At 59.3% G+C, this 22,371-nt stretch carries 20 protein-coding genes and 1 pseudogene; 3 read left to right on the forward strand and 18 right to left on the reverse strand.

The genetic code is table 11. The features are described from left to right. Window positions 1-36: 36 nt before the first annotated feature. Genes IRT44_RS18010 through IRT44_RS18020 form a run of 3 tightly spaced genes read right to left on the reverse strand, consistent with a single transcriptional unit; the run spans window position 37 to window position 3,001 of the window. The gene (locus IRT44_RS18010; protein WP_171564275.1) at window positions 37-891 is read right to left on the reverse strand and encodes a DegV family protein; all 855 of its coding nucleotides are present in this window, start codon (window positions 889-891) and stop codon (window positions 37-39) included. A gap of 36 nt (window positions 892-927) precedes the next feature. Further along, entirely contained in the window at window positions 928-2,622 is a 1,695-nt protein-coding gene (locus IRT44_RS18015) for a DAK2 domain-containing protein (protein ID WP_230077135.1), read from the reverse strand. 13 nt (window positions 2,623-2,635) lie between these two features. Continuing rightward, complete coding sequence (locus IRT44_RS18020; protein WP_171564277.1) at window positions 2,636-3,001, reverse strand: Asp23/Gls24 family envelope stress response protein; 366 nt, start codon at window positions 2,999-3,001, stop codon at window positions 2,636-2,638. Window positions 3,002-3,246: 245 nt separating this feature from the next. Here IRT44_RS18020 and rpmB point away from each other — a divergent pair, with 245 nt between their 5' ends. Beyond that, window positions 3,247-3,435: a 50S ribosomal protein L28 gene (gene rpmB, locus IRT44_RS18025; protein ID WP_081656570.1), complete on the forward strand. Its 189-nt coding sequence runs from the start codon at window positions 3,247-3,249 to the stop codon at window positions 3,433-3,435. Window positions 3,436-3,684: 249 nt separating this feature from the next. Here rpmB and spoVM read toward each other — a convergent pair whose 3' ends face one another. The 5 genes from spoVM to IRT44_RS18050 form a co-directional block, all read right to left on the reverse strand. Beyond that, a complete protein-coding gene (gene spoVM / locus IRT44_RS18030) occupies window positions 3,685-3,768 on the reverse strand; it encodes a stage V sporulation protein SpoVM (RefSeq protein WP_035286689.1) in 84 nt (27 codons plus the stop codon). A 442-nt stretch (window positions 3,769-4,210) separates the two neighbouring features. Continuing rightward, window positions 4,211-4,777 (reverse strand): energy-coupled thiamine transporter ThiT, encoded by a 567-nt coding sequence (thiT, locus tag IRT44_RS18035; RefSeq protein WP_230077136.1) that lies wholly within the window; start codon window positions 4,775-4,777, stop codon window positions 4,211-4,213. Between the two features lie 217 nt (window positions 4,778-4,994). Further along, on the reverse strand, window positions 4,995-5,717 hold the full coding sequence (locus IRT44_RS18040) for an amino acid ABC transporter ATP-binding protein (protein WP_171564280.1): 723 nt from the start codon (window positions 5,715-5,717) through the stop codon (window positions 4,995-4,997). After that, window positions 5,710-6,366, reverse strand: coding sequence for an amino acid ABC transporter permease (locus IRT44_RS18045; RefSeq protein ID WP_212131884.1), 657 nt, complete (start codon window positions 6,364-6,366; stop codon window positions 5,710-5,712). The genes IRT44_RS18040 and IRT44_RS18045 overlap by 8 nt, the downstream gene beginning before the upstream one ends. Window positions 6,367-6,396: 30 nt before the next feature. Next, window positions 6,397-7,203: a transporter substrate-binding domain-containing protein gene (locus tag IRT44_RS18050; RefSeq protein WP_212131883.1), complete on the reverse strand. Its 807-nt coding sequence runs from the start codon at window positions 7,201-7,203 to the stop codon at window positions 6,397-6,399. 303 nt (window positions 7,204-7,506) lie between these two features. On the opposite strand from IRT44_RS18050, the gene IRT44_RS18055 reads away from it, so the two are divergent. Both IRT44_RS18055 and IRT44_RS18060 read left to right on the forward strand, forming a co-directional pair. After that, on the forward strand, window positions 7,507-8,637 hold the full coding sequence (locus IRT44_RS18055; RefSeq protein WP_230077137.1) for a M20 family metallopeptidase: 1,131 nt from the start codon (window positions 7,507-7,509) through the stop codon (window positions 8,635-8,637). 190 nt (window positions 8,638-8,827) lie between these two features. Continuing rightward, window positions 8,828-10,185: pseudogene (locus IRT44_RS18060) on the forward strand (TrkH family potassium uptake protein). 54 nt (window positions 10,186-10,239) lie between these two features. Here IRT44_RS18060 and rpe read toward each other — a convergent pair. The 10 genes from rpe to coaBC form a co-directional block, all read right to left on the reverse strand. Continuing rightward, the gene (gene rpe / locus IRT44_RS18065; RefSeq protein WP_230077138.1) at window positions 10,240-10,887 is read right to left on the reverse strand and encodes a ribulose-phosphate 3-epimerase; all 648 of its coding nucleotides are present in this window, start codon (window positions 10,885-10,887) and stop codon (window positions 10,240-10,242) included. After that, on the reverse strand, window positions 10,881-11,771 hold the full coding sequence (rsgA, locus tag IRT44_RS18070; RefSeq protein ID WP_212131881.1) for a ribosome small subunit-dependent GTPase A: 891 nt from the start codon (window positions 11,769-11,771) through the stop codon (window positions 10,881-10,883). The genes rpe and rsgA overlap by 7 nt, the downstream gene beginning before the upstream one ends. An 18-nt stretch (window positions 11,772-11,789) precedes the next feature. Then, window positions 11,790-13,739 carry a Stk1 family PASTA domain-containing Ser/Thr kinase gene (gene pknB, locus IRT44_RS18075; RefSeq protein WP_230077139.1) on the reverse strand — a complete coding sequence of 650 codons (1,950 nt, stop codon included), beginning with the start codon at window positions 13,737-13,739 and terminating at the stop codon, window positions 11,790-11,792. A 5-nt stretch (window positions 13,740-13,744) separates the two neighbouring features. Continuing rightward, the gene (locus IRT44_RS18080) at window positions 13,745-14,506 is read right to left on the reverse strand and encodes a Stp1/IreP family PP2C-type Ser/Thr phosphatase (RefSeq protein WP_212131880.1); all 762 of its coding nucleotides are present in this window, start codon (window positions 14,504-14,506) and stop codon (window positions 13,745-13,747) included. 4 nt (window positions 14,507-14,510) lie between these two features. Then, window positions 14,511-15,581, reverse strand: coding sequence for a dual-specificity RNA methyltransferase RlmN (rlmN, locus tag IRT44_RS18085; RefSeq protein ID WP_212131879.1), 1,071 nt, complete (start codon window positions 15,579-15,581; stop codon window positions 14,511-14,513). Window positions 15,582-15,779: 198 nt separating this feature from the next. Then, window positions 15,780-17,126 carry a 16S rRNA (cytosine(967)-C(5))-methyltransferase RsmB gene (rsmB, locus tag IRT44_RS18090; RefSeq protein ID WP_212131878.1) on the reverse strand — a complete coding sequence of 449 codons (1,347 nt, stop codon included), beginning with the start codon at window positions 17,124-17,126 and terminating at the stop codon, window positions 15,780-15,782. Window positions 17,127-17,129: 3 nt separating this feature from the next. Next, the gene (fmt, locus tag IRT44_RS18095) at window positions 17,130-18,080 is read right to left on the reverse strand and encodes a methionyl-tRNA formyltransferase (protein ID WP_212131877.1); all 951 of its coding nucleotides are present in this window, start codon (window positions 18,078-18,080) and stop codon (window positions 17,130-17,132) included. 6 nt (window positions 18,081-18,086) lie between these two features. Next, a complete protein-coding gene (gene def, locus IRT44_RS18100) occupies window positions 18,087-18,563 on the reverse strand; it encodes a peptide deformylase (protein ID WP_212131876.1) in 477 nt (158 codons plus the stop codon). Window positions 18,564-18,578: 15 nt separating this feature from the next. Beyond that, window positions 18,579-21,008 (reverse strand): primosomal protein N', encoded by a 2,430-nt coding sequence (gene priA / locus IRT44_RS18105; RefSeq protein WP_230077140.1) that lies wholly within the window; start codon window positions 21,006-21,008, stop codon window positions 18,579-18,581. Beyond that, on the reverse strand, window positions 21,005-22,240 hold the full coding sequence (gene coaBC / locus IRT44_RS18110) for a bifunctional phosphopantothenoylcysteine decarboxylase/phosphopantothenate--cysteine ligase CoaBC (RefSeq protein WP_171564292.1): 1,236 nt from the start codon (window positions 22,238-22,240) through the stop codon (window positions 21,005-21,007). Before coaBC ends, priA begins: the two co-directional genes overlap by 4 nt. Window positions 22,241-22,371: the final 131 nt, after the last annotated feature.

A 22,371-nucleotide genomic window follows, 5' to 3' on the forward strand; every position in this document is an offset into this window, starting at 1 on the left:
AAAACCTCCCTGTATCGTTCAGGGAGGCTGTCACCTTTACGCTTTTATCATCATGACGCCTAACAGACCCGGTCCCGCGTGCGTGCCGACGATCGGGCCGATTTGCTGCAGGTAGGCTTCGGCCACGTTAAACTCCTGCTTGACCCGCGCCAACAGGTCCGCCGCATCGTCGGGAATCGCACTGTGCAGTACGGCCATCTTGACCGGATCGTCGCCGGCGTACTCCTTCAGCGCCTCCAAGACGCGTGCCAGCGCCTTTTTCGTTCCCCTCACCTTGTCGAACGGAGCGACGTATCCCGCCTCGTCCAGCGTGAGGATTGGCTTGATGTTTAACAGCGAGCCGATCAGCGCCGACGCCTTGCCGATCCGGCCGCCTTTTTGCAGGTACTCCAACGTGTCAACGATGAAGTAGACCCGGACTTCATGTAAAAAGTGATCGATCATGTCCAGGATCTGCTGCTTGGTCTTCCCTTCCCGGGCCGCCCGAGCCGCTTCCACGCAGATCATGCCGTAGACAAACGACGCCTTGCGGGAATCGATCACCGTGATGTCCACCTGTTCCTCCAGCATCGACCGGGCAATCAGCGCGGACTGGTACGTGCCGGACATTGCGCCGGACAGCATGATGGCGATAATCTGGACGTCTTTGCCGTGCTGGTCGATGATCGCCCTGTACGCCTCCGCGAAATCGAGCGGCGACGGCTGCGATGTGGTCGGCAGCGTCTCGGACTGTTTCAGCTTATCGTAAAAAGCGGAAGCGGTAATGGTGACCCCGTCCGTGTAGGTCTCCTCGCCAAACATCACCTTGAGCGGCACGGACACGATCCCGAGAGACTCGCGCAGCGATTGATCGATGTCCGATGCACTGTCGGTCAAAATCACAATAGACATGTTGCGCAAAACTCCTCTCACAGCACACGGCTGCGCTTATTCCACGGAAAAGATGAACGGATAGAGCGGCTGGCCGCCGGCGAGGATTTCCACTTCCACGTCCGGATGTGCTTCAGCCAGCACCTCCTGAAGTGCTTCAGCCTGCTCCTCCTCAGCTCCTTCGCCCAGAAAAATGGTGACGATGCCCGTCTCTTCGTCAACGAGACAGTTCAAAAGCGCCTTGGCGCTCTCCAGCAGATCGGTGCCGGCGGTGACGATTTCCTTTTCGGCGATGCCGATAAAATCGCCTTCCTTGATCTCCACATCGCCCATCCGGGTGTCGCGCACGGCGCGCGTGACCAGCCCGGTCTTGACCTGGCCGATGGCGGCCGTCATCGCCTGGGTGTTGGTTTCCAGGTCTGCTCCCGCGTTGAACGCCACCAGTGCGGCCATCCCTTGGGGAATGCTCTTGCTCGGAATCACGGTCACCGGCTTATCCGCCAGCGCGGCAGCCTGCTGGGCGGCCATGACGATATTGCTGTTGTTTGGCAGGATGATCACCTGCTTGGCGTCCAATCCTTCCACTGCCTTGACGAAGTCTTCCGTGCTGGGGTTCATCGTCTGACCGCCTTCGACCACGACATGAACGCCCATGCTGCGGTATATCTCGGCAATACCGTCTCCGGCGGCGACGGCAATCAGACCGTAAGGAAGCGGTTCCATTGGCTGGGCTTTCGCCTCACTCCCCTTTTTCTCCTCTTCACGGAGGATGTTGGCGTGCTGTTCCCGCATGTTTTCGATCTTGATCCGATGCAGGCTGCCAAACTGCTGGGCGTACTCCAGCACGCTGCCCGGGTGTTCGGCGTGTATATGTACCTTGACCAGTTCGTCGTCAGAGATGACCAGCAAGGAATCGCCCATCTGGTCCAGATGATGGCGAAAAACCGTTTCCGAAAACGGCTTTTTGTTTGGTTCCGTGCTGTTGACCAGCCGGATCATGAACTCCGTGCAATAGCCGTAGGTGATGTCCTCTGTTTTCAGGTGCACCTGCGCGCTGTGCTGCTCGTGCACCAGTTCGTCCAGATCGACCTTGGCTGCGGATTGCTTCGCCTCTGCCGCACGCTCGTCCGACGTCTCGCCGCGCAGGGCGCGAAGGAATCCCTCGTAAACAAACAGCAGCCCTTGTCCCCCCGAGTCGACAACTCCTACTTCCTTTAGTACCGGCAGCATGTCCGGTGTGCGCAGCAGTGCAGCCTGCGCCTGTTCGTAGGTCTTTTCCATGACCACCAATACGTCGTCTGTGGCGCGCGCCGTGTAAACGGCTTTCTCCGCTGCCTCACGGGCAACGGTCAAAATGGTCCCTTCCACCGGCTTCATGACTGCCTGATAGGCGGAATCAACCCCGGCTTTCAACGCCTCGGCGAATTGTCGGGCGCTGATCACGTCCTTACCGCTGACCGCTTTGCTGAAACCGCGGAACAGCTGGGACAGAATGACCCCGGAGTTCCCCCGAGCGCCCATCAAAAGCCCTCTCGCCAGAGCGGCGGCCGCCTCTCCGATCGACACCGATTCCCGGCGCGACAGTTCCTCCACTCCTGACATGAGTGTCAAATTCATGTTAGTCCCCGTATCGCCGTCCGGCACCGGAAAGACGTTTAATCCATCCACCACTTTGGCGTTGCTTGACAGCAGCCTGGCCCCGAAATGAACCATCCGGCTAAACAGCACGCCATCGAGACGCGTATGTACCAACTGATGTTCCTCCTTACGTATCCCTGTCTGTACGTACTCCCTGTACATAGATATTTATCGCAGCCAAATCGACGCCAACCAACTGTTCCAGCGTGTACCGTACGCGCCGCTGCACGTTCCCGGCCACTTCGGAAATCTTCACGCCGTAGCTGACGATGATATGCATGTCCAATACCACTTCACCGTTCTGGTTGTGGACAACGACGCCCTTGCTCAGATTGTCCCGCCCCAACAGTTCGGCAATACCATCTTTCAGCGCCTTCCGGGAAGCCATGCCGACGAGGCCGAACACTTCCATGGCGGCGCCCCCGGCAATCCGCGCAATCACTTCTTCTGCAACGTTCACTTTCCCCAGAGGTGTGCTCAATTCCACTGTCATGCAAGGACTCCTCCTTTTAACGGCGTCACCGTTCTAGTCAGGCACGTATTACCATGCTCTTCCCAATTCTACACCATGAAAAGCGAGAAATGAAGCGTTTTGACGGACACTCCGGGGAAAAGCGGAAAACGGGCATTTCCATGTCAAGTATTGCAATTGACAGGGGGGTGTGCTACTATAAGCAAGTGTTTGTATTTCTCACACCGGGTATCCCGTTTATATGCAGCTAAGGGAGGTGGATCGCAATGGCACGTCGTTGCTTTGTAACTGGCAAGTCTGGCAAAGCTGGAAACGCTCGCTCCCACTCCATGCGTGCTACTCGCCGCAAATGGGGTGTTAACGTTCAAAAAGTGCGCATTCTCGTAGATGGTAAACCGAAGCGCGTTTACGTCAGCACCCGAGCGCTGAAATCCGGTCTCGTTACCCGCGTGTAACGCGATTCGAGACAACGCGAAAAAAAGCACCCGCGAGGTGCTTTTTTGCATTTTCCCTGCTGTTTTTCCTTCCCCTGAACACGGGGCGCTGCCTGCTCGCGCCTCGATCGCTTTGCGAAACATCCCGGAAACGGCTGACGTACCGCCACGCGCGCCCGCTTCCGGTCTCCCCTGCATGAGAACAGCTTCCCCGGGAAGACCGGCTTCTTCCGAGGGCGGGATCAGATGTTGTGCACAGCGATGCCGCCGTCACTTTTTCCGGTTGAACGCCTCAATGACGGCGCGAATCATGCCACCCAAGAACTTCGGCAACTTGATGGTGTAAAACCGCATGCGTACCCCTCCTTACCGAAATTACTTCACGTGATACAGATACCAGCCAGCTCCCACGAGGCCCAATCCCAACAGGGTATACCAAACCCACGGAGGTGCCGTGTACAGAAAAATGGTGATCCCTCCGACAGCCAACGCAACCCCGAGAACACGTCGCAAGGCGCCCCCCTGTCGCAGGCGAAAGGAGCGCAATCCCATTTACTGCCGCACCTCCTTCAGGTGTATTGTTCAAACGTGCATATTACATTATATTCCACCGCGGGGCAAACATGCGTCTCCCGGTGTCGACTAATAAAAAATTCAGGCAACGTGCTGCTGCCTGAATACCATATGCGGATGGCTCCGCTGATATGACCCCATTTTCCCCGTAGACGAGAAAATGGGTGCGGCACGCCGCCTGCCGAGACGGCAGCCGCCCCCTGTCTGAATCTTTTGCGTCCCGCTACGCGATGCGCTTCCGTCCCCCAGCCGAGAACAGCAGGTGCGGCGCGCTGGTCAGCACCACCGTCAGCACGATGCCGGCAATGATCATTTCCGGCAGCAAGTAGGTGATGTTGTAGACGAACGAGTAGAGCGCGACCGGCATCCCCTCCGGCGCGTATTGACCGAACCAGACGACGCCGGAGATAAAGTGGCAGACAAACCGTCCGACCACGCCGACGAACAGGGCGCTCCACAGCACCGCAATCCGTCGCGACGTCCCCTGCAGACCGGACAGCGGGATCATGCCGGACAGTCCCAGGGCGGCAAACGCCAGCGGGTAGTCGAGCAGCACCTGAATGGGCGCAACAATCGTGCCCCCCAGCAGCAGCTGCAGCAGCCCGACGATCAAACCGGTGACCACGCCCGGCAGAATTCCACGCCGCACCGCGATGAGGGCGATCGGCACCATCACCAGGGAGACGGACCCTCCCTGCGGCATTTCAAACACCTTGATTTCGCTGAACACAACCGCAAGCGCTGCCATCATTGCCATTTCCAGCATGACGAGCAGTCGTTGTCGAGCCATGCGCATTCACTCCTTTACCCGAAATACCAATGATAAGAACGACAGCCAAAGAGCGGCTGTGCTCATTCTAACGGAAGCTGTCCTGTCTGTCAAAATGAAGAGAAAAAAAGCCGCGGAACTATCCGCGGCTTCATTCCTTGCCTCATGGTGTGCCCTGCTGCGGTTGCCCGCAAGCGATGGCAATGTCGTATACACGACTTTGCTCAGGACTGCGTCCTCACAGCATTTTTTCCAAAAACTGTTTGGCCCGCTCGCTGCGCGGACTGGTGAAAAACTCCTCCGGCGGCGCCTCCTCCACCAGCCGTCCCCCGTCGAGGAAACAGATACGGTCGGCTACTTCCCGGGCGAAGTTCATCTCGTGCGTGACGATCGCCATCGTCATGCCGGACTCTGCCAACCCTTTCATAACCTCCAGCACCTCCTTGACCATCTCCGGGTCGAGTGCCGAGGTAGGTTCGTCAAACAGCATGATCTCCGGCTCCATTGCCAGTGACCGGGCGATGGCCACGCGCTGCTTCTGCCCGCCGGACAGCCGCGCCGGAAAGACGTCGGCCTTGTCGGAGAGGCCGACGCGGGCCAGCAGTTCCCGGGCCTTGGCTTCGGCTGCCTCCTTGGTCACGCCCTTCACCTTGACCGGCGCGTACGTCAGGTTGTCCAGCACGGTCATGTGCGGGAAGAGGTAAAAGTGCTGAAACACCATGCCGATTTTTTGCCGAATCTTCATCACGTCCGCTTTGGGGGCGGTAATCTCGTCCCCGTCGATGAAGATGCTGCCCTTTGTCGGGGTCTCCAGCAGATTGATGCAGCGCAGCAGCGTCGATTTCCCCGACCCTGACGGACCGATGATTGCCACCACGTCGCCGCGGCCGATCTCGGTGGAGATGTCGTGCAGGACGTCAAGCGATCCGAACGACTTGCTTACGTTTTGAATCTTAATCACTGCGTCTGAGCCTCCTCTCCAGACCGTGCGCAAGCCAGGTGAGCAGCATGACCATTACGTAGTACAGCGCACCGGCAATCAGGTACGGCTCGAAGTAGCGGAAGATTGTTCCCTTCACAATGTTGGCGTTCTGCATGATATCGGCCAGCCCGATCGTGGAGACCAGCGCCGATTCCTTCAACAACGCGATCGTTTCGTTCACCAGGGCAGGCAGGATGTTTTTCAGCGCCTGCGGCAGAATGATGTCGATCATCATCTGCCGGTACGGCACGCCAAGCGCCTTGGCAGCCTCCCACTGCCCCTTGTCGACAGCCATAATCCCTGCGCGGATCGTCTCTGAAATGTACGCGCCGGAGTTGAGCGTAAAGGTGAGCACGGCTGCCTCGAACTTCGAAATGTTATAGCCGAATATCTGCGGTGTCGCAAAATAGACGAACGTCAACTGCAAAATCAGCGGCGTGCCGCGAAACACCGAGGTGTAGGCGACCGCCAGCCATTTTAGTATGCGAACGTTGGAAATCTTGATCAGCGCCAGAATCGAGCCCCAAATAAACCCCAGCACCACCGCGAGGAGCGTTACCTGTAAGGTGACCTTTACCCCGTTCAAGATAAACGGGATATAGGGCACAATCTGTTGAAAATCAAACATGCCCGTTTTCTACTCCTTGTCAGGGCCCGGTTATTGGCCGAACCACTTCTTGATCAGCTTGTCCATCTCACCGTTTTCCTGCATTTGTTTAAGCACCTTGTTGAAATCCTCCACGTACGGAGAACCTTTCGGGAAGGCCACCGCAGAACCGTTGTTTTCGGCTTCATTTATCGTGGTGAACTGGAGTCCCGGATTGGCGTCGATGTAGCCTTTGGCCACGGTGTCCTCCAGGATCGCAGCATCGACGCGGCCCGTTTTCACCTCTTCGACGATTTCGCCGGTCTTGTTCAGCGAGACAATTTCCATTCCCTGAATTGTCTTGGCCAGTTCCTTTGCCGCTTCTTCCTGGATGGAACCGGTCTGCACGGCCACTTTTTTACCTGCCAGCTGCTCCGGCTTGGTCAGTTTGCTCTCCTGCTTGGCGACAATCGTGTTCTTGGCGTCGTAGTAGATGATGGAAAAGTCCACGTTTTTCTGCCGTTCCGGCGTCGGCGTCATGCCCGCCATGACGAAGTCGGCGCGGTTGCTTTGCAGTGCGGGAATCAACCCGTCAAAGTTCATGTCGACGATTTGCACCTCGTAGCCCAGCTCTTTGGCGATGTGCTTGGCGATGTCAATGTCAAAGCCGACGATCTCATCCTGGCCGCTGGACAGGTCGTGGAATTCATACGGCTTGTAGTCGGCCGAGGTAGCCATGATCAGCGTTTTTTCTTCACCGGAGGAAGCTTGTCCGGCCGGCTGTTCCCCTGCAGGCTGTGCGCCGGTGCCACATCCAGCCAGTACCGTTACCGCCAGCAGCGTGGAGACGGCGAGCGAAAACAAGGACGTCTTTTTCATTGATATACCCCCTAGATATGATGTGAGTAAAGTACCTTCGCTTGCCATAAATCGTTGGCTGCGGAAGTGCAAGCTGCCGGCTGCTTCTCCGACAACTTATATTTATTCATCATAATGCTTATTTTAATCATTACCGAAACAATTTCAACTAAATTTTATTTATCAGACAACAACAGGCAGCGTGATACCGCATTGCGCCGCGGTCGGACGTCCCGCCGCTTTTCTTGAAAAAGCCGCCCGCTCTGGCACAATTCTTCCCTGCGATGTATCATGCAGGTGGAAACTGTTGCGAGGAGGGCGTGTATGAACAGGAATTGGACTGAATATTTTCGACGGCTGCTGCCGGATGTGCTGGAAGAACTGCGCACCTACGTGGAAATGGAGTCGCCCACGCACGACAAGGCGGCGGTCGACAAGCTCGGGGCATACATCTCGGACCGTTTTCGCAAGCTGGGCTGCCGCGTTGAGGCGATTCCGCAGCGCGAATACGGCAGCCAACTGCGTGTGGAATACGGAAGCGGCCGCGAGCAGGTGCTCGTGCTCGGCCATTATGACACGGTCAAGGAGATCGGCACACTCAGCCGGGAGCCGTGGCGCATCGAGGATGGCAAAGCGTGGGGCCCTGGTACGTACGACATGAAGGCGGGCATCGTGTTCGGCTATTTTGCCCTGCGCGCGATCATTGAAGAACACCTGCCGCTGGAAAGCAAACTGGTCTTTTTCTGGAACACGGATGAAGAGGTCGGCAGCCCGTCATCGGAGGCGCTGATCAAAGAGGAAGCGAAGCGGAGCAAATGCGTGCTGGTGCTGGAGCCTGCGGCGGGAGACGGGTCGTTGAAAACCAGCCGCAAAGGCGGCGGCAATTTCGTATTGAGGGCAAAAGGACGGGCGACCCACGCCGGCAACGACCACGCCTCAGGCGTCAACGCCATCGCCGAGTTGGCTCATCACGTCCTTACCGTCCAGTCCTGGACCGATTACACCGCGGGCACCACGCTGTCTGTAGGCACGATCAAGGGCGGGATTGCCTCCAATGTCGTACCGGACTGTGCGGAAGCGGTCGTGGACGTACGCGTCAGCACGTCGATGGAAGCGGAACGAATCAGCCGACTGATGCGTTCGCTTTCCCCCGTCTTGCCCGGCGCCGAATTGGACGTAGAGGGGAGCATCAGCAAACTGCCGATGGAACGGACCAGCGAGACGGAACGCCTCTTTCTTCACGCCCGTTCGTTGGCTGCCCTGGAGGGTCTGGACCTGACCGAGACCGGCGTCGGCGGCACCAGCGACGGCAATGTGGCGGCAGCGGTCGGCACGCCCGTGCTGGACGGACTGGGACCTGTCGGCGACGGCGCCCACGCCCCTCACGAACACATCGTAATTGATGCGATTCCGCAGCGGATCGCGCTGCTGCTGCGCTTGTTCACCACCTTGTAATGACCGCCTGACTTACGGGATCTCAGCCAGTCATTGGCAATTTTTCTGCTCGTCAGCGACAGAAGGGGTGTGATCCGGCACGGCAGGGGCGGGACGAAATCATCGCTGCCCCCGCCCTCTTTTGGGCATTGCGATCCGCCATTCCATTCGCTATGATAGTCCGTATGATGTTTTACGGGAGGCAGTTGCTTTGGCTGTGACCGACAAACGACGTCGCTTTAGTTCCGTACAAATTATCGTATCCTTTTACCTGAGTGCCGTGCTGATTTCCACCCTGCTGTTGATGCTGCCGATCTTTCACCAGCCGGGTGCCCGGCTTACGTTTCTCGACTCGCTGTTTACTGCGTCAAGTGCCATCAGCGTGACGGGCTTGACGGTGATCGCGATTCACGAGGTGTTTAATCAGTGGGGGCTTCTCCTGCTCACGCTGCTTTTTCAGATCGGCGGCATTGGCATCATGACGCTGGGAACGTTTTTCTGGCTGGTTCTGCGGCAGCGAATCGGGCTGGAACAGCGCAAATGGATCGCGACCGACCACAACCGCCCCACGCTTGCCGGACTCGTCTCCCTGATGCGCAGCATCCTCCTGCTCGCCATCTTCATCGAGCTGGCTGGAACCATCATGCTGGGCAGCTACTTCCTGGCGGCAGGGTACCACGCCGATTGGTATACGGCCTATTTTCACGGTTTTTTTGCGTCGGTCAGCGCCTTCACCAACGCCGGGTTTGACATCTACGGAAACTCGCTGATCGGCTTTTCCCACGACTACGTATTCCAGCTGATCCACATGGTCTTGATGGTGCTGGGGGCGATCGGCTTTCCTGTGCTGGTCGAGGTAAAGGACTACATCGCGCATCGGCGGCTCAACCGGCGGTTTACCTTTTCGCTGTTTACCAAGATCACCACGCTGACGTACCTGATCCTGAGCGTGGCGGGCGCCCTGTTTTTCCTGCTGTTTGAATGGGACGGATTCCTGGCGCACAAAAGCTGGGACGAATCGCTCTTTTTTGCGCTGTTTCAATCGCTGTCCACACGCAGCGCCGGTCTGACGACGATGGATGTCAGCGTGCTGTCCACACCCACACTGGTCATGCTGTCTGCCCTGATGTTCATCGGGGCCTCTCCCAACAGTGTGGGGGCGGGATTCGGACGACCACGTTTTTTGTCATGATCGCCACGGTCATCGCCTACATGCGCGGTCGGAAAGACGTCAAGGTGTTTGGCCGGGAGCTGGAGGAAGACGACATCATGCGCTCCTTCCTCGTCTTCTTTGTGGCCGTCAGCCTGGTCTTTGCCGCAATCGTCCTGCTCGTCTGGATCGAGGGGCAGCCCATCCAGCAGGTCTTCTTTGAAGTGTGCTCGGCGTTCGGAACGACGGGGATGTCCATGGGGATTACATCCGAACTGAGCACGTCCGGCAGGGTGATTCTGATCATCACGATGTTAATCGGCCGGATCGGAATCATCAGCCTGCTGCTCCTGCTGAAAAAGGACGAGCGGCAGATTCGCTACCATTATCCAAAAGAACGGGTAATCATTGGCCAGTAGCCAACAACGTCAAAAGCCATCCTCACAAAGAGGATGGCTTTTTGCTGTTATGGGTCAGCCGCGAATCGCCGCGATGGCTTGTGCGCGGTCCGACTGATTGAAGACGGCGCTTCCGGCGACGAGCACCGTGGCCCCTGCTTCCTCACAGAGGCGGGCTGTCTGTTCGTTGACACCGCCGTCTACTTCAATTTCAACATGATTCAGTCCGCGCTCGTCGAGCATCCGGCGCAGTTCTTTGATTTTCGGCACGACGCTGTGAATGAACTTCTGGCCGCCAAAACCGGGGTTGACGGTCATCAGCAGCACCATATCCAGATCTTCCAGCACCGATTCGATGGTCACCAGCGGGGTGGCCGGGTTGAGCACAACCCCTGCCTTTACCCCCTGTTCCTTGATCAGGTACAGCGTGCGGTGCAGATGGCGACATGCCTCCTGGTGAACAGTGATCCAGTCCGCGCCGCTCTTGGCAAACTGCGGAATATAGCGGTCCGGCTCTTCAATCATCAGATGCACGTCCAGCGGCAGCTTGGTCACGGGGCGAATCGCCTCCACGATCAGCGGTCCGATCGTGATGTTGGGAACAAAGCGGCCGTCCATCACGTCGACGTGAATCCAGTCGGCGCCGCCCCGTTCGACGTCCCGAATCTCTTCGCCCAGGCGGGCAAAGTCAGCGGACAGAATAGAGGGTGCAATTTTTACCATGGCTTGTTCCTCCGTTGGTATTCTTTCAGTTCCTCGCGAAATTGCTTGTAGTGCTGGTAGCGCTCGGTGTCCAGTTCACCCGCATCTAGTGCCGCGAGGACGGCGCAGCCGGGTTCGCTTACGTGCAGACAGCCGCGAAACTTGCACGAGGCACTGAGTTCGCCAAAGTCGCGGAAAGCCTCCGCCAGGTCGAGCTCGTCGATGCCGATAAACTCCAGGGAACTGAAACCTGGGGTGTCCGCCACATACCCCCCGCCAGGCAGCGGAATCAGCTCCACGTGGCGGGTCGTATGCCGGCCGCGCCCCAGTTTCTGGCTGACGTCGCCAGTCTGCAGGCTGATGCCGGGAAACAAGGCGTTGATCAGCGAGGATTTGCCCACGCCCGACTGGCCGGCAAAGACGGAGATGGAGTCGCGCAGCGCTTCGCGGAGCGCCTCGACACCGCGCATGTCCACGGTGGACGTGGGGATGACGCGGTAGCCGATCTTCTCGTATTTGCGCACGACCGCTTCCACGTCGTCGTCCGCCGCGATGTCCGATTTGGACAGCACGATCACCGCATCGATCCCGGCGTGCTCCGTATGCACGAGAAACTTATCCAGCAAAAACGGGCTAAACGCCGGCTCTGCCATGGAAAAGACGAGCACAGCCTGATCGACGTTGGCAATGGGCGGGCGAACCAGCTCGCTCGTCCGTTCGCCCACTTCCATCACGTACCCCTCGCTGTCGCTGATGACGTCGTACACGACCCAGTCGCCGACGAGCGGATGTACTTTCGCCCCTTTTTTCTTGAACAGTCCCCGGGCCCGGCACTGGTAGACGCGATCCCCGTCGGCCACGTAGTAGAATCCGCTTAATGCTTTCACGATCCGTCCTTCTGGCATCCATGTCCCCCCAACTGCTTATGGCACACTGTCGTAGGTGATGGTGATTTTCTGATAATCCGGTATTCCGTTGCGGTGCACTCGGATTACGGCGTTTTTCTGCGGCGACAGCACTACCGGCACGTCATAACCCTTGCTCTCGGTGATCTTCTCATCGATGACAATCTGATTGTCGCCGCGCGCGTCGTTCACCGTAATCCTGACCGACACTTCGCCCTCGCCGTCCAGCACTTCCATGTAGATCGGCTGGGAGGCGAACCGGGCTTCCGCCGGATATTGACCGTTGCTGGCGATCAGCGGAATCGCCGTACCCTTTGTCACCCGGGTATTCGGCTCGTACGGCGAAGGCATGCCGATGACGATGCCCTGTTTGTCCGTATAGGCCGGTTCATACCTGATGTTTTGCTGGTCGACCAGAAGTCCCTTCTTGAACAGCTCGATCTGGGCCTGTTCCAGGTTATAGCCGCGCACGTCCGGAATGGTTACCTGCGGCGGTCCCGAGCTGATCTCCACCCGCACGTCCGTCTTGTTGGGAACGACCTTCTCGCCCGCCGCCGGGGACTGGTCGATCACATGGCCGGCCGGCACCTTGTCGTCCTCTTTTTCCACAAAGGTATTGTCCGTAATGGCAAACCCTTTATCCCTCAAAGCCTTTTCCGCATCCTCCCGGCTAAGGTTGGCGAGATTGGGCATCTCTATGGCTTCCTGTCCTTTGCTGACGTAAATCGTCACAATGCCGTTTTCCTTCAACCGCATCGGCGGCGCCGGGTCCTGCCGGATCACGATGTCCTTCTCGACGCTGTCGTTCTCCTCGTAGACCACCTTGGGAACCAGTTTGAACTCGCGGATGCGCTCCTCTGCCAGTGTGCGGTGCGTCCCCTCCACGTGCGGCACCTGCACTTCGGGCACAGACGGGAAGAGGTTTACCACCAGGTTGAACCCGAGAAAGGCCAGAACCATGAACAAGCCGATTGCCCCGACCCACATCGCTGGTTTGACCCACCATCGGCGCGGCTGCGGGCTTTCCTCCTCCTGCTGCCCGGCCTGCCCCTGACGTCCCTGGGCTTCCAGCATCTCCGGTGTAATGGCCGGATACACCTTCGTCTGCTCGTCGTCTACCGGGAACTGAATCTTCTCCTCGTTAAGCCGCTCCGGCAGAAGGCAGGTCTTCAGGTCCTCCATCATTTCCCGTGCGGAAGCGTAGCGCATTTGCGGGTCCTTGACCAGCGCTTTGAGAATTACGTTTTCCACGCTTTGCGGAATGTTCGGATTGACCTGACGCGGTTCGGGCAGGGGTTCCTGCAAATGCTTCAAAGCGACGGAAATCGGTGAATCGCCGGAAAACGGCAGTTGGCCGGTAACCATTTCGTAGAGCACAATGCCCAGTGAGTAAATGTCCGACTTTTCCGCCGTCACGCCACCGCGCGCCTGCTCCGGCGAAAAGTAGTGGACCGAACCGAGCACGGCGTTGGTGTGCGTGATGGTGGTGGACGTCACCGCACGGGCGATGCCAAAGTCGGTCACCTTCACCCGTCCGTTTTTCCCGATCAGAATGTTGTGCGGCTTAATATCGCGGTGGATGATCTGGTTTTGGTGGGCGTGGTCCAGCGCGTCGCAAATTTCCGCAGCAATCCGCACGGCCTCTTCCACCGGAAGCGCTCCGTGGCGGTTGATCAGATCTTTCAGCGTCGAGCCTTCCACGTACTCCATCACCATGTAGTGGGTGTCCCCGTCCTGTCCCACGTCGTACACGCCGACCACATTGGGGTGAGACAAGCTGGCTACGGCCTGCGCTTCCCGCCGGAAACGGGTGACGAAATCTTCGTCCGTTCCGAACTGTGACCGCAGCACTTTCACCGCTACCTGACGGTTCAGGACCAGATCCTTCGCCTTGTATACAATAGCCATTCCACCCCCGCCGATGCGGGCTTCCAGTTGGTATCGTCCCCCCAGTCGTTGACCTTCCATCTCGCTCACCCCTCTCTATTGCCGGTGACGGGCTTGGGTTTGTTGCGAACGGCTACCAATGTGATGTTGTCCTCGCCGCCAGCGTCCAGCGCGTGTTCGACCAGACCGTCCACCTGTGCCTGCAGCGATACGGGACGCTTCAACCACTCCACCATCACCGAATGATCTACTTTGTTGCTCAACCCGTCAGAGCACAGCAACACCACGTCGCCCTCCGACCAGTTGAACTGCCCCAGATCGATGCGCACATCCGGCTCGGTGCCGAGGGCGCGCATCAACACGTTGCGCTGAGGGTGAACCGAGGCTTCCTCGGCGGTGATTTGGCCGCTTTTCATCAGTTCGTGCACGAGCGAGTGGTCTTCCGTCTTCAACTGCAGACCATCCGCGTTGAAATGATACAGGCGGCTGTCGCCGATGTGCGCCGTCACGCCTCCAGTCTCTCCCAACAGCGCGGCCACGATCGTCGTCCCCATGCCGCTGCACTCCGGATGCTGCTGGGCGTATTGGTACACTTCCTCGTTGGCCATGAGGAGCGCGTCCATCAAGCGCTCGCGAGCGTCTTCATCGCTCAGTTCGCCGTCCAGATGACGCAGTTCTTTTACAATTCGCTCAACGGCGAGACGGCTGGCAATATCTCCAGCCTGGTGGCCGCCCATGCCGTCGGCGACCACGGCCAGCACGCGCCCGTTCAGGTCGGCGATGCAGGCAAAGTAGTCCTCGTTGACCTGACGGACGCGGCCGACATGTGATTTCATCGCAATTTCCATGAGATCACCCCGCGGTTTCCTTTGCGTATTGAGCCCGGAGCTGGCCGCATGCAGCTGCAATGTCGCTGCCGTGCTCGCGGCGGATCGTCACATTGATCCCTCGCTCCTCCAAAATGCGTTTGAAGCGGAAGATTTCGTTGCGCGGGGTACGCACGTAATCGCGTTCCGGCACGTAGTTGACCGGGATCAGGTTGACGTGGCAGAGCATGTCGCCGATCAGGTCGGCCAGTTCTTCCGCGTGCTCGGGCTGGTCGTTTTTCCCTCCGAACAAACCGTACTCAAAACTGATGCGGCGGCCTGTCTTGGCAATGTAGTAGCGGCAGGCCTCCAGCAGTTTCTCCAGCGGAAAGCCCCGGTTGATCGGCATGAGCTTGGAGCGCAGTTCCGTATTCGGGGCATGCAGGGAGATTGCCAGATTCACCTGACCTCCCTTGTCCGCAAATTCGTAGATCTTGGGCACGATGCCGCTGGTTGATACGGTGATGTGACGGGCCCCGATGTTCAGTCCGCGGTTGTCGTTGATAATCCGCAGGAAGGCGATCAGGTTGTCAAAATTCTCGAATGGCTCGCCAATGCCCATGACGACGACGTGGCTGGCGCGCTCTCCTTCTTCGTCCAGCTTCCGCTGGGCCATCAGCACCTGGGCGACGATCTCGCCGGCGTCCAGATTGCGCTTCAGACCGCCCAGAGTGGAGGCGCAAAACGTACAGCCGATGCGGCAGCCCACCTGAGTGGTGACGCAGACGCTGTTGCCGTAGTTGTGCCGCATGATCACCGTCTCGATCGCATGGCCGTCCACCAGTTGGAACAGGAACTTGACGGTACCGTCCTGTGACACCTGGCGCGTAATTTCTTGCAGCGGATCGATGCGGAAGGTTTCGCTCAGCTTTTGCCGCAGATCTTTGGACAGGTTGGTCATCTCGTCAAACGAGCGGACACGCTTGACGTACAGCCAGTCAAAAATCTGCTGGGCGCGAAACGCCTTGTCTCCCGCCTCGACGAGCCACGTTTTCAACTCGTCCTGGGTCAGGCTGTAAATGAGCGGTTTTTCGCCCGTATACGATGAAAATGGCATTTTATGTTCACATCCTCAAGTAGTCGCATAGCGAGAAATCATCATTGTATCATTGTACCTTGCATTGCGCGCCGCATCAAACAGGAAATGAGGCCAACCGCGCAAGATGCGTCGCTTTTCCTAGTGTAAACCAAACGGCAAGGACGCAAACAACAGCAAAGGAGCGACATCCGCTGACGGAGTGCCACCCCTTTTCCGCTACCTTTTTCGTTTCAGACGGGCGATAAAAAATCCGTCGCTGTCAAAGTGATGCGGCAACACCTGCACGTATCCCGCATGGCCATCCAGCTTTTCCCGCGCCGCCTCCGGCAGGTCCTGTGCCAGCGCTTCGTCGAGCGCGAATTCCGGATGCTCGGCCACAAACCGGCGCACCACCGACTGGTTTTCCTCCGGTTCGATCGTGCAGGTGCTGTACACCAAAAGACCGCCTGGCGCCAGCATTCCTGCCACCCGTTCCAGCAGCCGGTACTGCAGGTCGGCGATCGCCGCCACGTCGTCCGGGGTTTTGTTCCACTTCAGGTCGGGCTTGCGCCGGATTACGCCAAATCCGGAACACGGCGCGTCCAGGAGTATCCGGTCGAACGCGCCCAGCCCCCTGTCCGGCAAATCAAGCGCGTCGCTCGTGATCGGCGTAATGATCGAGATGCCCAGCCTGTCGGCGTTTTCCGCAATCAACTCCCGCTTGTGCGGATGGACGTCGCTCGCCACGATCTCGCCTTTGTTTTGCATCAGCTCTGCCAGATGCGTCGTCTTTCCGCCCGGAGCGGCGCAGGCATCCAGCACCCGCATGCCCGGCTGGACGGCCAGCGCCGGCGCGACGAGCATGGAGCTTTCATCCTGCACGGTGAAATAGCCTTCGCTGAACCAGCGGGTCCCCGCCGCATGCCCGCCGGGAAACAGGATACCGTGCGGGCTGAGCGGAGACGGGGCAGCGTCCGGATACTCCTCACGCAGCCGCTCCAACAGTTCGTCCCGCGTCAGTTTCAGCGTATTGACGCGAACGGATGCATGTGGGGGGCGGTTGTTGCTCGCACAGATGGCGCGCGTCGCTGCTTCACCGTACGCCGCGATCCAGCGGCGCACCAGCCATTCCGGGTGAGACTCTTCGACCGCCAGCCGGCGCGCAGCGTCTCCCTCCGGCAGGCGCTCCCACACGTCAGGCTGCCGCAGCACGTTGCGCAGCACGCCGTTTACCATTGACGCGATCCCCTGGTGCCCTCTCCGCTTGGCGATCTCCACTGCTTCGTGCACTGCAGCCCGCGCCGGTATCCGGTCCAGGTAGCGAATCTGGTACAGGCTGAGCCGCAGCAGGTTGCGCACCCAAAGCTGCAGCTTTTTGCCGCGGACAAAGTGGGCGAGCACCTCGTCCAGCGTCAGCCGCCGCTGAATCGTGCCGTAAACCAGCTCCGTCACCAATCCGGCATCGGGGGCGCGCAGCTCCCCGCGCTCCAGGACGTGCTTCAACTCCAGATTGCTGTACGACTTGTGTTGCTCCACCCTGTTCAAGACGTCCAGGGCGATTTCGCGCGCTCCCTTGTGTGCCACGTGCTATTCTCCTACCTTTGTGCCGATTTCAATGCCGCTGCCGGCGCCGCGCAAAAAGTCGCGCGCGCTCATCCGTTTCTTTCCTTCCGGCTGCAGTTCCGTAATCTTTACCGCGCCGCTGCCGCAGGCCACGATCAGCCCGTCCTCTTCCCGGGCGACAATCGTGCCGGGCTTAGCCAACTGACCGTCCTCCGCCTGCATCTCCACCCACCAGAGCTTCCACACCTTTCCGCCATAGGTGGTAAAGGCGACAGGCCAGGGGTTGAGGCCGCGCACCTGGTTGTACACCTGCCGCGCATCCCGGCTCCAGTCGACCCGCTCATCCTCCCGTTTGAGCGTAGGCGCATACGTCGCAGCCTCGTGATCCTGCGGCTCAGGCACAATTTCTCCAGCCAACAGCTTCGGCACGGTTTCCACCAACAATTTGGCGCCGGACGCCGCCAGCTTGTCAAACAGCGTGCCGGCCGTATCCCGTTCGTCAATTGGCACGACCACGCGTGAGAGCATGTCACCCGCGTCCAGTGCCTCCACCATGTACATGATCGTCACGCCCGACTCGGTTTCGCCTTCCATGATCGCTTTGTGGATCGGCGCGCCGCCCCGGTACTTGGGCAAAAGCGAGGCGTGCACGTTAATGCAACCGTAGCGGGGCGCATCCAGCAAACGTTTCGGCAAAATCTGGCCGTACGCCGCTGTGACGATCAGATCGGGCTCCAGCGCAAGCACCTCTGCCAGCGCCTCTTCAGCCTTGATCTTCTCCGGCTGCAGCACCGGGATGCCGATGCGCAGCGCCGCTTCCTTTACCGGCGGCGGGGTCAGCACCCGCTTGCGCCCCACAGGCCGGTCAGGCTGCGTTACGGCAGCGACCACCTGGTACCCTTTCGCCGCCAGCGCCTCCAGGCTGGGGACGGCAAAGTCGGGCGTTCCCATAAACAGTATGCGCACGTCTTTCAAAACGGTTTATTCCCCTTCCTCTTCCTGGCTGATCGGATAGACCCGGTCGGCGATATCGATGAACAGGATGCCGTTGAGATGGTCGATTTCGTGCTGGGCGCAGCGGGACAAGAGGTCGTCTGCTTCCAATTCAAACACGTTGCCGTACCGGTCCTGTCCTCTGAGTTTGATCCATTTGTGACGGCGCACATCGCCGCGCAGACCGGGGATGCTGAGACAACCTTCCGGGTAGTCAAACTGCTCCCCTTCATAGGCGATAATCTCCGGATTGACCACCTCGATCAGGCCTTCCCCGCAGTCCATGACGATGACGCGCTTCGAGACGCCCACCTGGGGCGCTGCCAGGCCGACACCGTCTGCGTCGTACATGGTCTCCGCCATGTCGTCCAGCAGCTTGTGCAGGTTGGCGTTGAATTTGGTGACCACTGCCGCTTTTTCCCGCAGGATCGGATCTGGGTGTTTGACGATTGTGCGAATAGCCATTGGTTGTTATCCTCCCTAAAGCAGTACGTGCGGATCGACGTCGATCGTCATCAGCACCTTCTGCTGTTTGTTCCCTTCTTCAAAAACGTCCACGGCCTGGGCCAACAGGTCAGACAGCCGAGGTTCATCCCGATATTTTAACATGATCTGGAACCGAAATCTATCCTTGATGCGCGGAATTGGCGACGCCACCGGCCCCAGCAGAATCGTCGTCTCCGCCAGCCGCGGCCGGAGAAAATCAGCCACGCTGTGAGCCGCCCGGATGACCACAGGCACCTCTTCATGCGAAAAGGTAATCAGCACCAGCCGGTAGTACGGCGGATAGCCGGTCCGTCTGCGCTGCATCATCTCCTCGCGGTAAAACGACGGGTAGTCGTGCCGGGTGGCATGAACGATGCTGTAGTGCTCCGGCGTGTAGGTCTGGATGATGACATCACCTTCCAGTTCGTGCCGACCGGCCCGTCCGCCCACCTGGGTCAGCAGTTGGAAGGTCTTTTCCGCCGCACGGAAATCGGGCAGATGCAGCGACGTGTCCGCTGCGATGACGCCGACCAGCGTCACGCGGGGAAAATCAAGCCCCTTGGCGATCATTTGCGTGCCCAGCAGCACGTCCCCCTGCCCGGTGCGAAACTTGTGCAGAAGCTCCTCGTGCGCCCCTTTGCGGGAGGTGGTGTCCACGTCCATGCGGATGACGCGGATGCCTGGGAACAGCCGGGCCAGCTCCGCCTCCACTTTTTGTGTGCCCGTCCCGAAAAAGCGGATGTGCTCGCTTTGGCACTCCGGGCAGCGGGCGGGCTGAACGATCGTGTAGCCGCAGTAGTGGCAGCGGGCGGTATGGTTGGTCTTGTGGTACGTCAGCGAAATGTCGCAGTGCACGCAGCGGAGCGTATAGCCGCAGGTGCGGCACATGACAAAGGTGGAAAAGCCGCGTCGGTTCAAAAACAGCACCATCTGCTCCTGTTTGGCCAATCTGTCGCCGATCATTTCGTACAGCAGACGGCTGAACATCGAACGGTTCATCGCGCGCAGTTCTTCCCGCATGTCGACGACGTGAACGCGCGGCAGCGGCCGGCTGCCGACCCGCTCCGGCATCTCCAGGAGCGTGTACCGGCCGCGCGCAGCCAACGCGTACGTCTCCAGGGAAGGTGTGGCACTGCCCATCACCACTACGGCGTTGTTTTCCCGCGCTCGCCACAGCGCCACCTCCCGCGCATGGTAGCGCGGCGTCTCCTCCTGTTTGTAGGAACTTTCGTGCTCTTCGTCGATCACGATCAATCCGACGTTTTGAAACGGGGCAAAGACGGCCGATCGCGCCCCCACCACTACCTTCACCTCTCGGCGAAGAATCTTGCGCCACTCGTCGTACCGCTCCCCTTGGGAAAGCGCGCTGTGCAGAACGGCCACGTCGGCGCCGAACCGCGCCTTGAACCGTTCCACCATCTGCGGCGTCAAGCTGATCTCGGGAACGAGAAAAATCGCCTCCCGCCCCGCGGCCAGCGTCCGTTCGATCGCTTCCAGGTATACTTCGGTCTTGCCGCTGCCGGTCACCCCGTGCAGCAAAAACGCCCCGTACTCGCCCGCAGCAATCTGATCGCCGATCGGCTTTAGTGCCGCCTCCTGCTGCGGAGTAAAGGACGGCTTTTCACCGCCGGCAAAGCGGCGCTGCGCATACGGGTCGCGGTAAACCTCCACCTGCTCGATCGCGACCCAGCCCCGCTGCTCCAGACTTTTCAACGGAGAGCGGGTAATGCCCAGCTCTTCTCGCAGCGTCTGCACGGAAAACGACTGCCCCTCGTGCGCGGCAAACAGCTCCAGCACCCGCCGCATCTGCTCCGCCCGCTTCGGCAGGGAATCAATCGCGGAAGTCAGTTCCGCTCCCTCCAGCAGGCAGCGGACAAACGACTGCTGTTTGCGGGTGATCCGGTCCCTCACCTGGTAGTCCGTCTCCAAAAGACCGCTTGCAATCCACCCGGGTACCAGCATCGCCTCGTCGGGAAAGCGCTTTTCCGCCTCGGCAAGCGGCAGCTGCCGTTTTCGGTACACGTCCCACAGCAGGGCGGACTGTCCGCAAGCCGTCTCATCTAAAAGATCGGTGGCCTTTAGCCACTTTTCCGATCGGCCCTTCAGCACGGCGGGAATCATCGCCTGCATCGCCGTCACCCACGGACACAAATACTGGCGGGACATCCACTCGCCCAGGCGGATCAATTCAGGGGTCAACGGCGGCGTATCGTCCAGCACCTGTTCCACATCCCGAAGCCGTCCGGTCCCTTCCTCCGGCTGGGCGGTGACGTCCACTACATACCCCTGCAGCTTCCGGGGGCCAAACGGCACGACAACGCGGCTGCCGACCTGCACCAGCGGTCTCAGCCAGGGCGGTATCCGGTAGTCAAACGGACGATTGGTCCGGTTGACCGGCACGTCCACCACGACGCGGGCAATCATAGCGCGTCAGACAGCGGCCGGTGCGCCATTTTGGCCAGGATCGCGTCGAACAGTTTGTCCGCCACGTCCCGCTTGCTCATCTTTTCCAGCGCTGCCTGCTCCCCTTCCCGCGTCAGCAGCGTGACGATGTTGGTGTCACTGCCCATACCCGCGCCTTCCATCAACACGTCATTGGCCACGATCATGTCCAGGTTTTTTCGCTCCAGCTTGGACTTCGCGTGGACCAGCACGTCCTGCGTCTCAGCTGCAAAGCCAACCACGTATTGGTCCGTCTTCCTCCGGCCCACTTCCTGCAGGATGTCCGGCGCCTTTTCCAGCTCCAGCACCAGCGGACCGTCTCCTTTTTTCATCTTATGCGCATGGACCGTCTTCGGCCGGTAGTCGGACACCGCCGCCGACTTGATCACGATGTCGGATTCCGGCAGATGTCGCATGACCGCGTCGTACATCTCCTGCACCGATTCCACCGGGACAAACTCGACACCAGCCGGCTTGGGCAGCGACGTCGGGCCACTGATCAGCACCACGTCTGCCCCTCTGTCCCGCGCCGCTTCCGCAATGGCATATCCCATCTTGCCGGAGGCGTGGTTGGTAATGTAGCGGACCGGGTCGATTTTTTCCCGCGTCGGCCCTGCCGTCACCAACACGCGTTTGCCGGCGAGGTCGCGGTGAGTCTCCTGCTGTTCGGAAAAAAAGCGGATGACCGCTTCGACGATCTCTTCCGGTTCGGCCAGCCGCCCTTTGCCGATCCAGCCGCACGCCAGCAGGCCTTCACCCGGTTCGACGAAGCGACAGCCGTACTCCGCCAGCCGCTGCATGTTGGCCGTCACCGCAGGATGGCCGTACATGTTGACGTTCATCGCCGGCGCCAGCATCACCGGCGCTTTGGTCGCAAGAACGGTCGTCGTCAGCATGTCGTCGGCGATGCCGTTGGCCAGTTTGCCGATGACGTTGGCCGTCGCGGGGGCGATCAGCACCAGATCGGCCCGATCGGCCAATTGGATGTGGCTGATCACCGCGGGGTCCGGCTCCTGGAACATGTCGGTGTACACCTGCTGGTGAGAAAGCGCCTGAAAGGTGAGCGGCTGCACAAACTGCATGGCGCTCGCTGTCAGGATGACGTGTACCTGCGCACCCGCCTGGGTCAGCTTGCTGGTCAGCGCCGCCGCCTTGTACGCGGCGATACCTCCCGATACGCCCAGCACGATTTGTTTTCCTTGCAGAGGAAGCATGTTTGGGTGTCCTCCCTTTTTAGTCAGTCTGCCCAACGGCAAGACCGGCGTGGTTGTGTCCATCACGACGAAAGACCGGTCCTTGCTGCGAAAAAAAACAACCTGCGTGAGGTTGTTTGAAAGCAATAACG

Origin of the sequence: Brevibacillus sedimenti, from assembly GCF_020923495.1 — a bacterium.
Classification (GTDB): domain Bacteria; phylum Bacillota; class Bacilli; order Brevibacillales; family Brevibacillaceae; genus Brevibacillus; species Brevibacillus aydinogluensis.

Excerpts from the sequence above, each read along its gene's own strand:
- IRT44_RS18010 (WP_171564275.1), bottom strand. The coding sequence starts at position 891 with ATGTCTATTGTGATTTTGACCGACAGTGCATCGGACATCGATCAATCG.
- IRT44_RS18020 (WP_171564277.1), bottom strand. The coding sequence starts at position 3,001 with ATGACAGTGGAATTGAGCACACCTCTGGGGAAAGTGAACGTTGCAGAA.
- rpmB (WP_081656570.1), top strand. The coding sequence starts at position 3,247 with ATGGCACGTCGTTGCTTTGTAACTGGCAAGTCTGGCAAAGCTGGAAAC.
- spoVM (WP_035286689.1), bottom strand. The coding sequence starts at position 3,768 with ATGCGGTTTTACACCATCAAGTTGCCGAAGTTCTTGGGTGGCATGATT.
- thiT (WP_230077136.1), bottom strand. The coding sequence starts at position 4,777 with ATGGCTCGACAACGACTGCTCGTCATGCTGGAAATGGCAATGATGGCA.
- IRT44_RS18045 (WP_212131884.1), bottom strand. The coding sequence starts at position 6,366 with ATGTTTGATTTTCAACAGATTGTGCCCTATATCCCGTTTATCTTGAAC.
- IRT44_RS18050 (WP_212131883.1), bottom strand. The coding sequence starts at position 7,203 with ATGAAAAAGACGTCCTTGTTTTCGCTCGCCGTCTCCACGCTGCTGGCG.
- IRT44_RS18055 (WP_230077137.1), top strand. The coding sequence starts at position 7,507 with ATGAACAGGAATTGGACTGAATATTTTCGACGGCTGCTGCCGGATGTG.
- rpe (WP_230077138.1), bottom strand. The coding sequence starts at position 10,887 with ATGGTAAAAATTGCACCCTCTATTCTGTCCGCTGACTTTGCCCGCCTG.
- rsgA (WP_212131881.1), bottom strand. The coding sequence starts at position 11,771 with ATGCCAGAAGGACGGATCGTGAAAGCATTAAGCGGATTCTACTACGTG.
- pknB (WP_230077139.1), bottom strand. The coding sequence starts at position 13,739 with ATGGAAGGTCAACGACTGGGGGGACGATACCAACTGGAAGCCCGCATC.
- IRT44_RS18080 (WP_212131880.1), bottom strand. The coding sequence starts at position 14,506 with ATGGAAATTGCGATGAAATCACATGTCGGCCGCGTCCGTCAGGTCAAC.
- rlmN (WP_212131879.1), bottom strand. The coding sequence starts at position 15,581 with ATGCCATTTTCATCGTATACGGGCGAAAAACCGCTCATTTACAGCCTG.
- def (WP_212131876.1), bottom strand. The coding sequence starts at position 18,563 with ATGGCTATTCGCACAATCGTCAAACACCCAGATCCGATCCTGCGGGAA.
- priA (WP_230077140.1), bottom strand. The coding sequence starts at position 21,008 with ATGATTGCCCGCGTCGTGGTGGACGTGCCGGTCAACCGGACCAATCGT.
- coaBC (WP_171564292.1), bottom strand. The coding sequence starts at position 22,240 with ATGCTTCCTCTGCAAGGAAAACAAATCGTGCTGGGCGTATCGGGAGGT.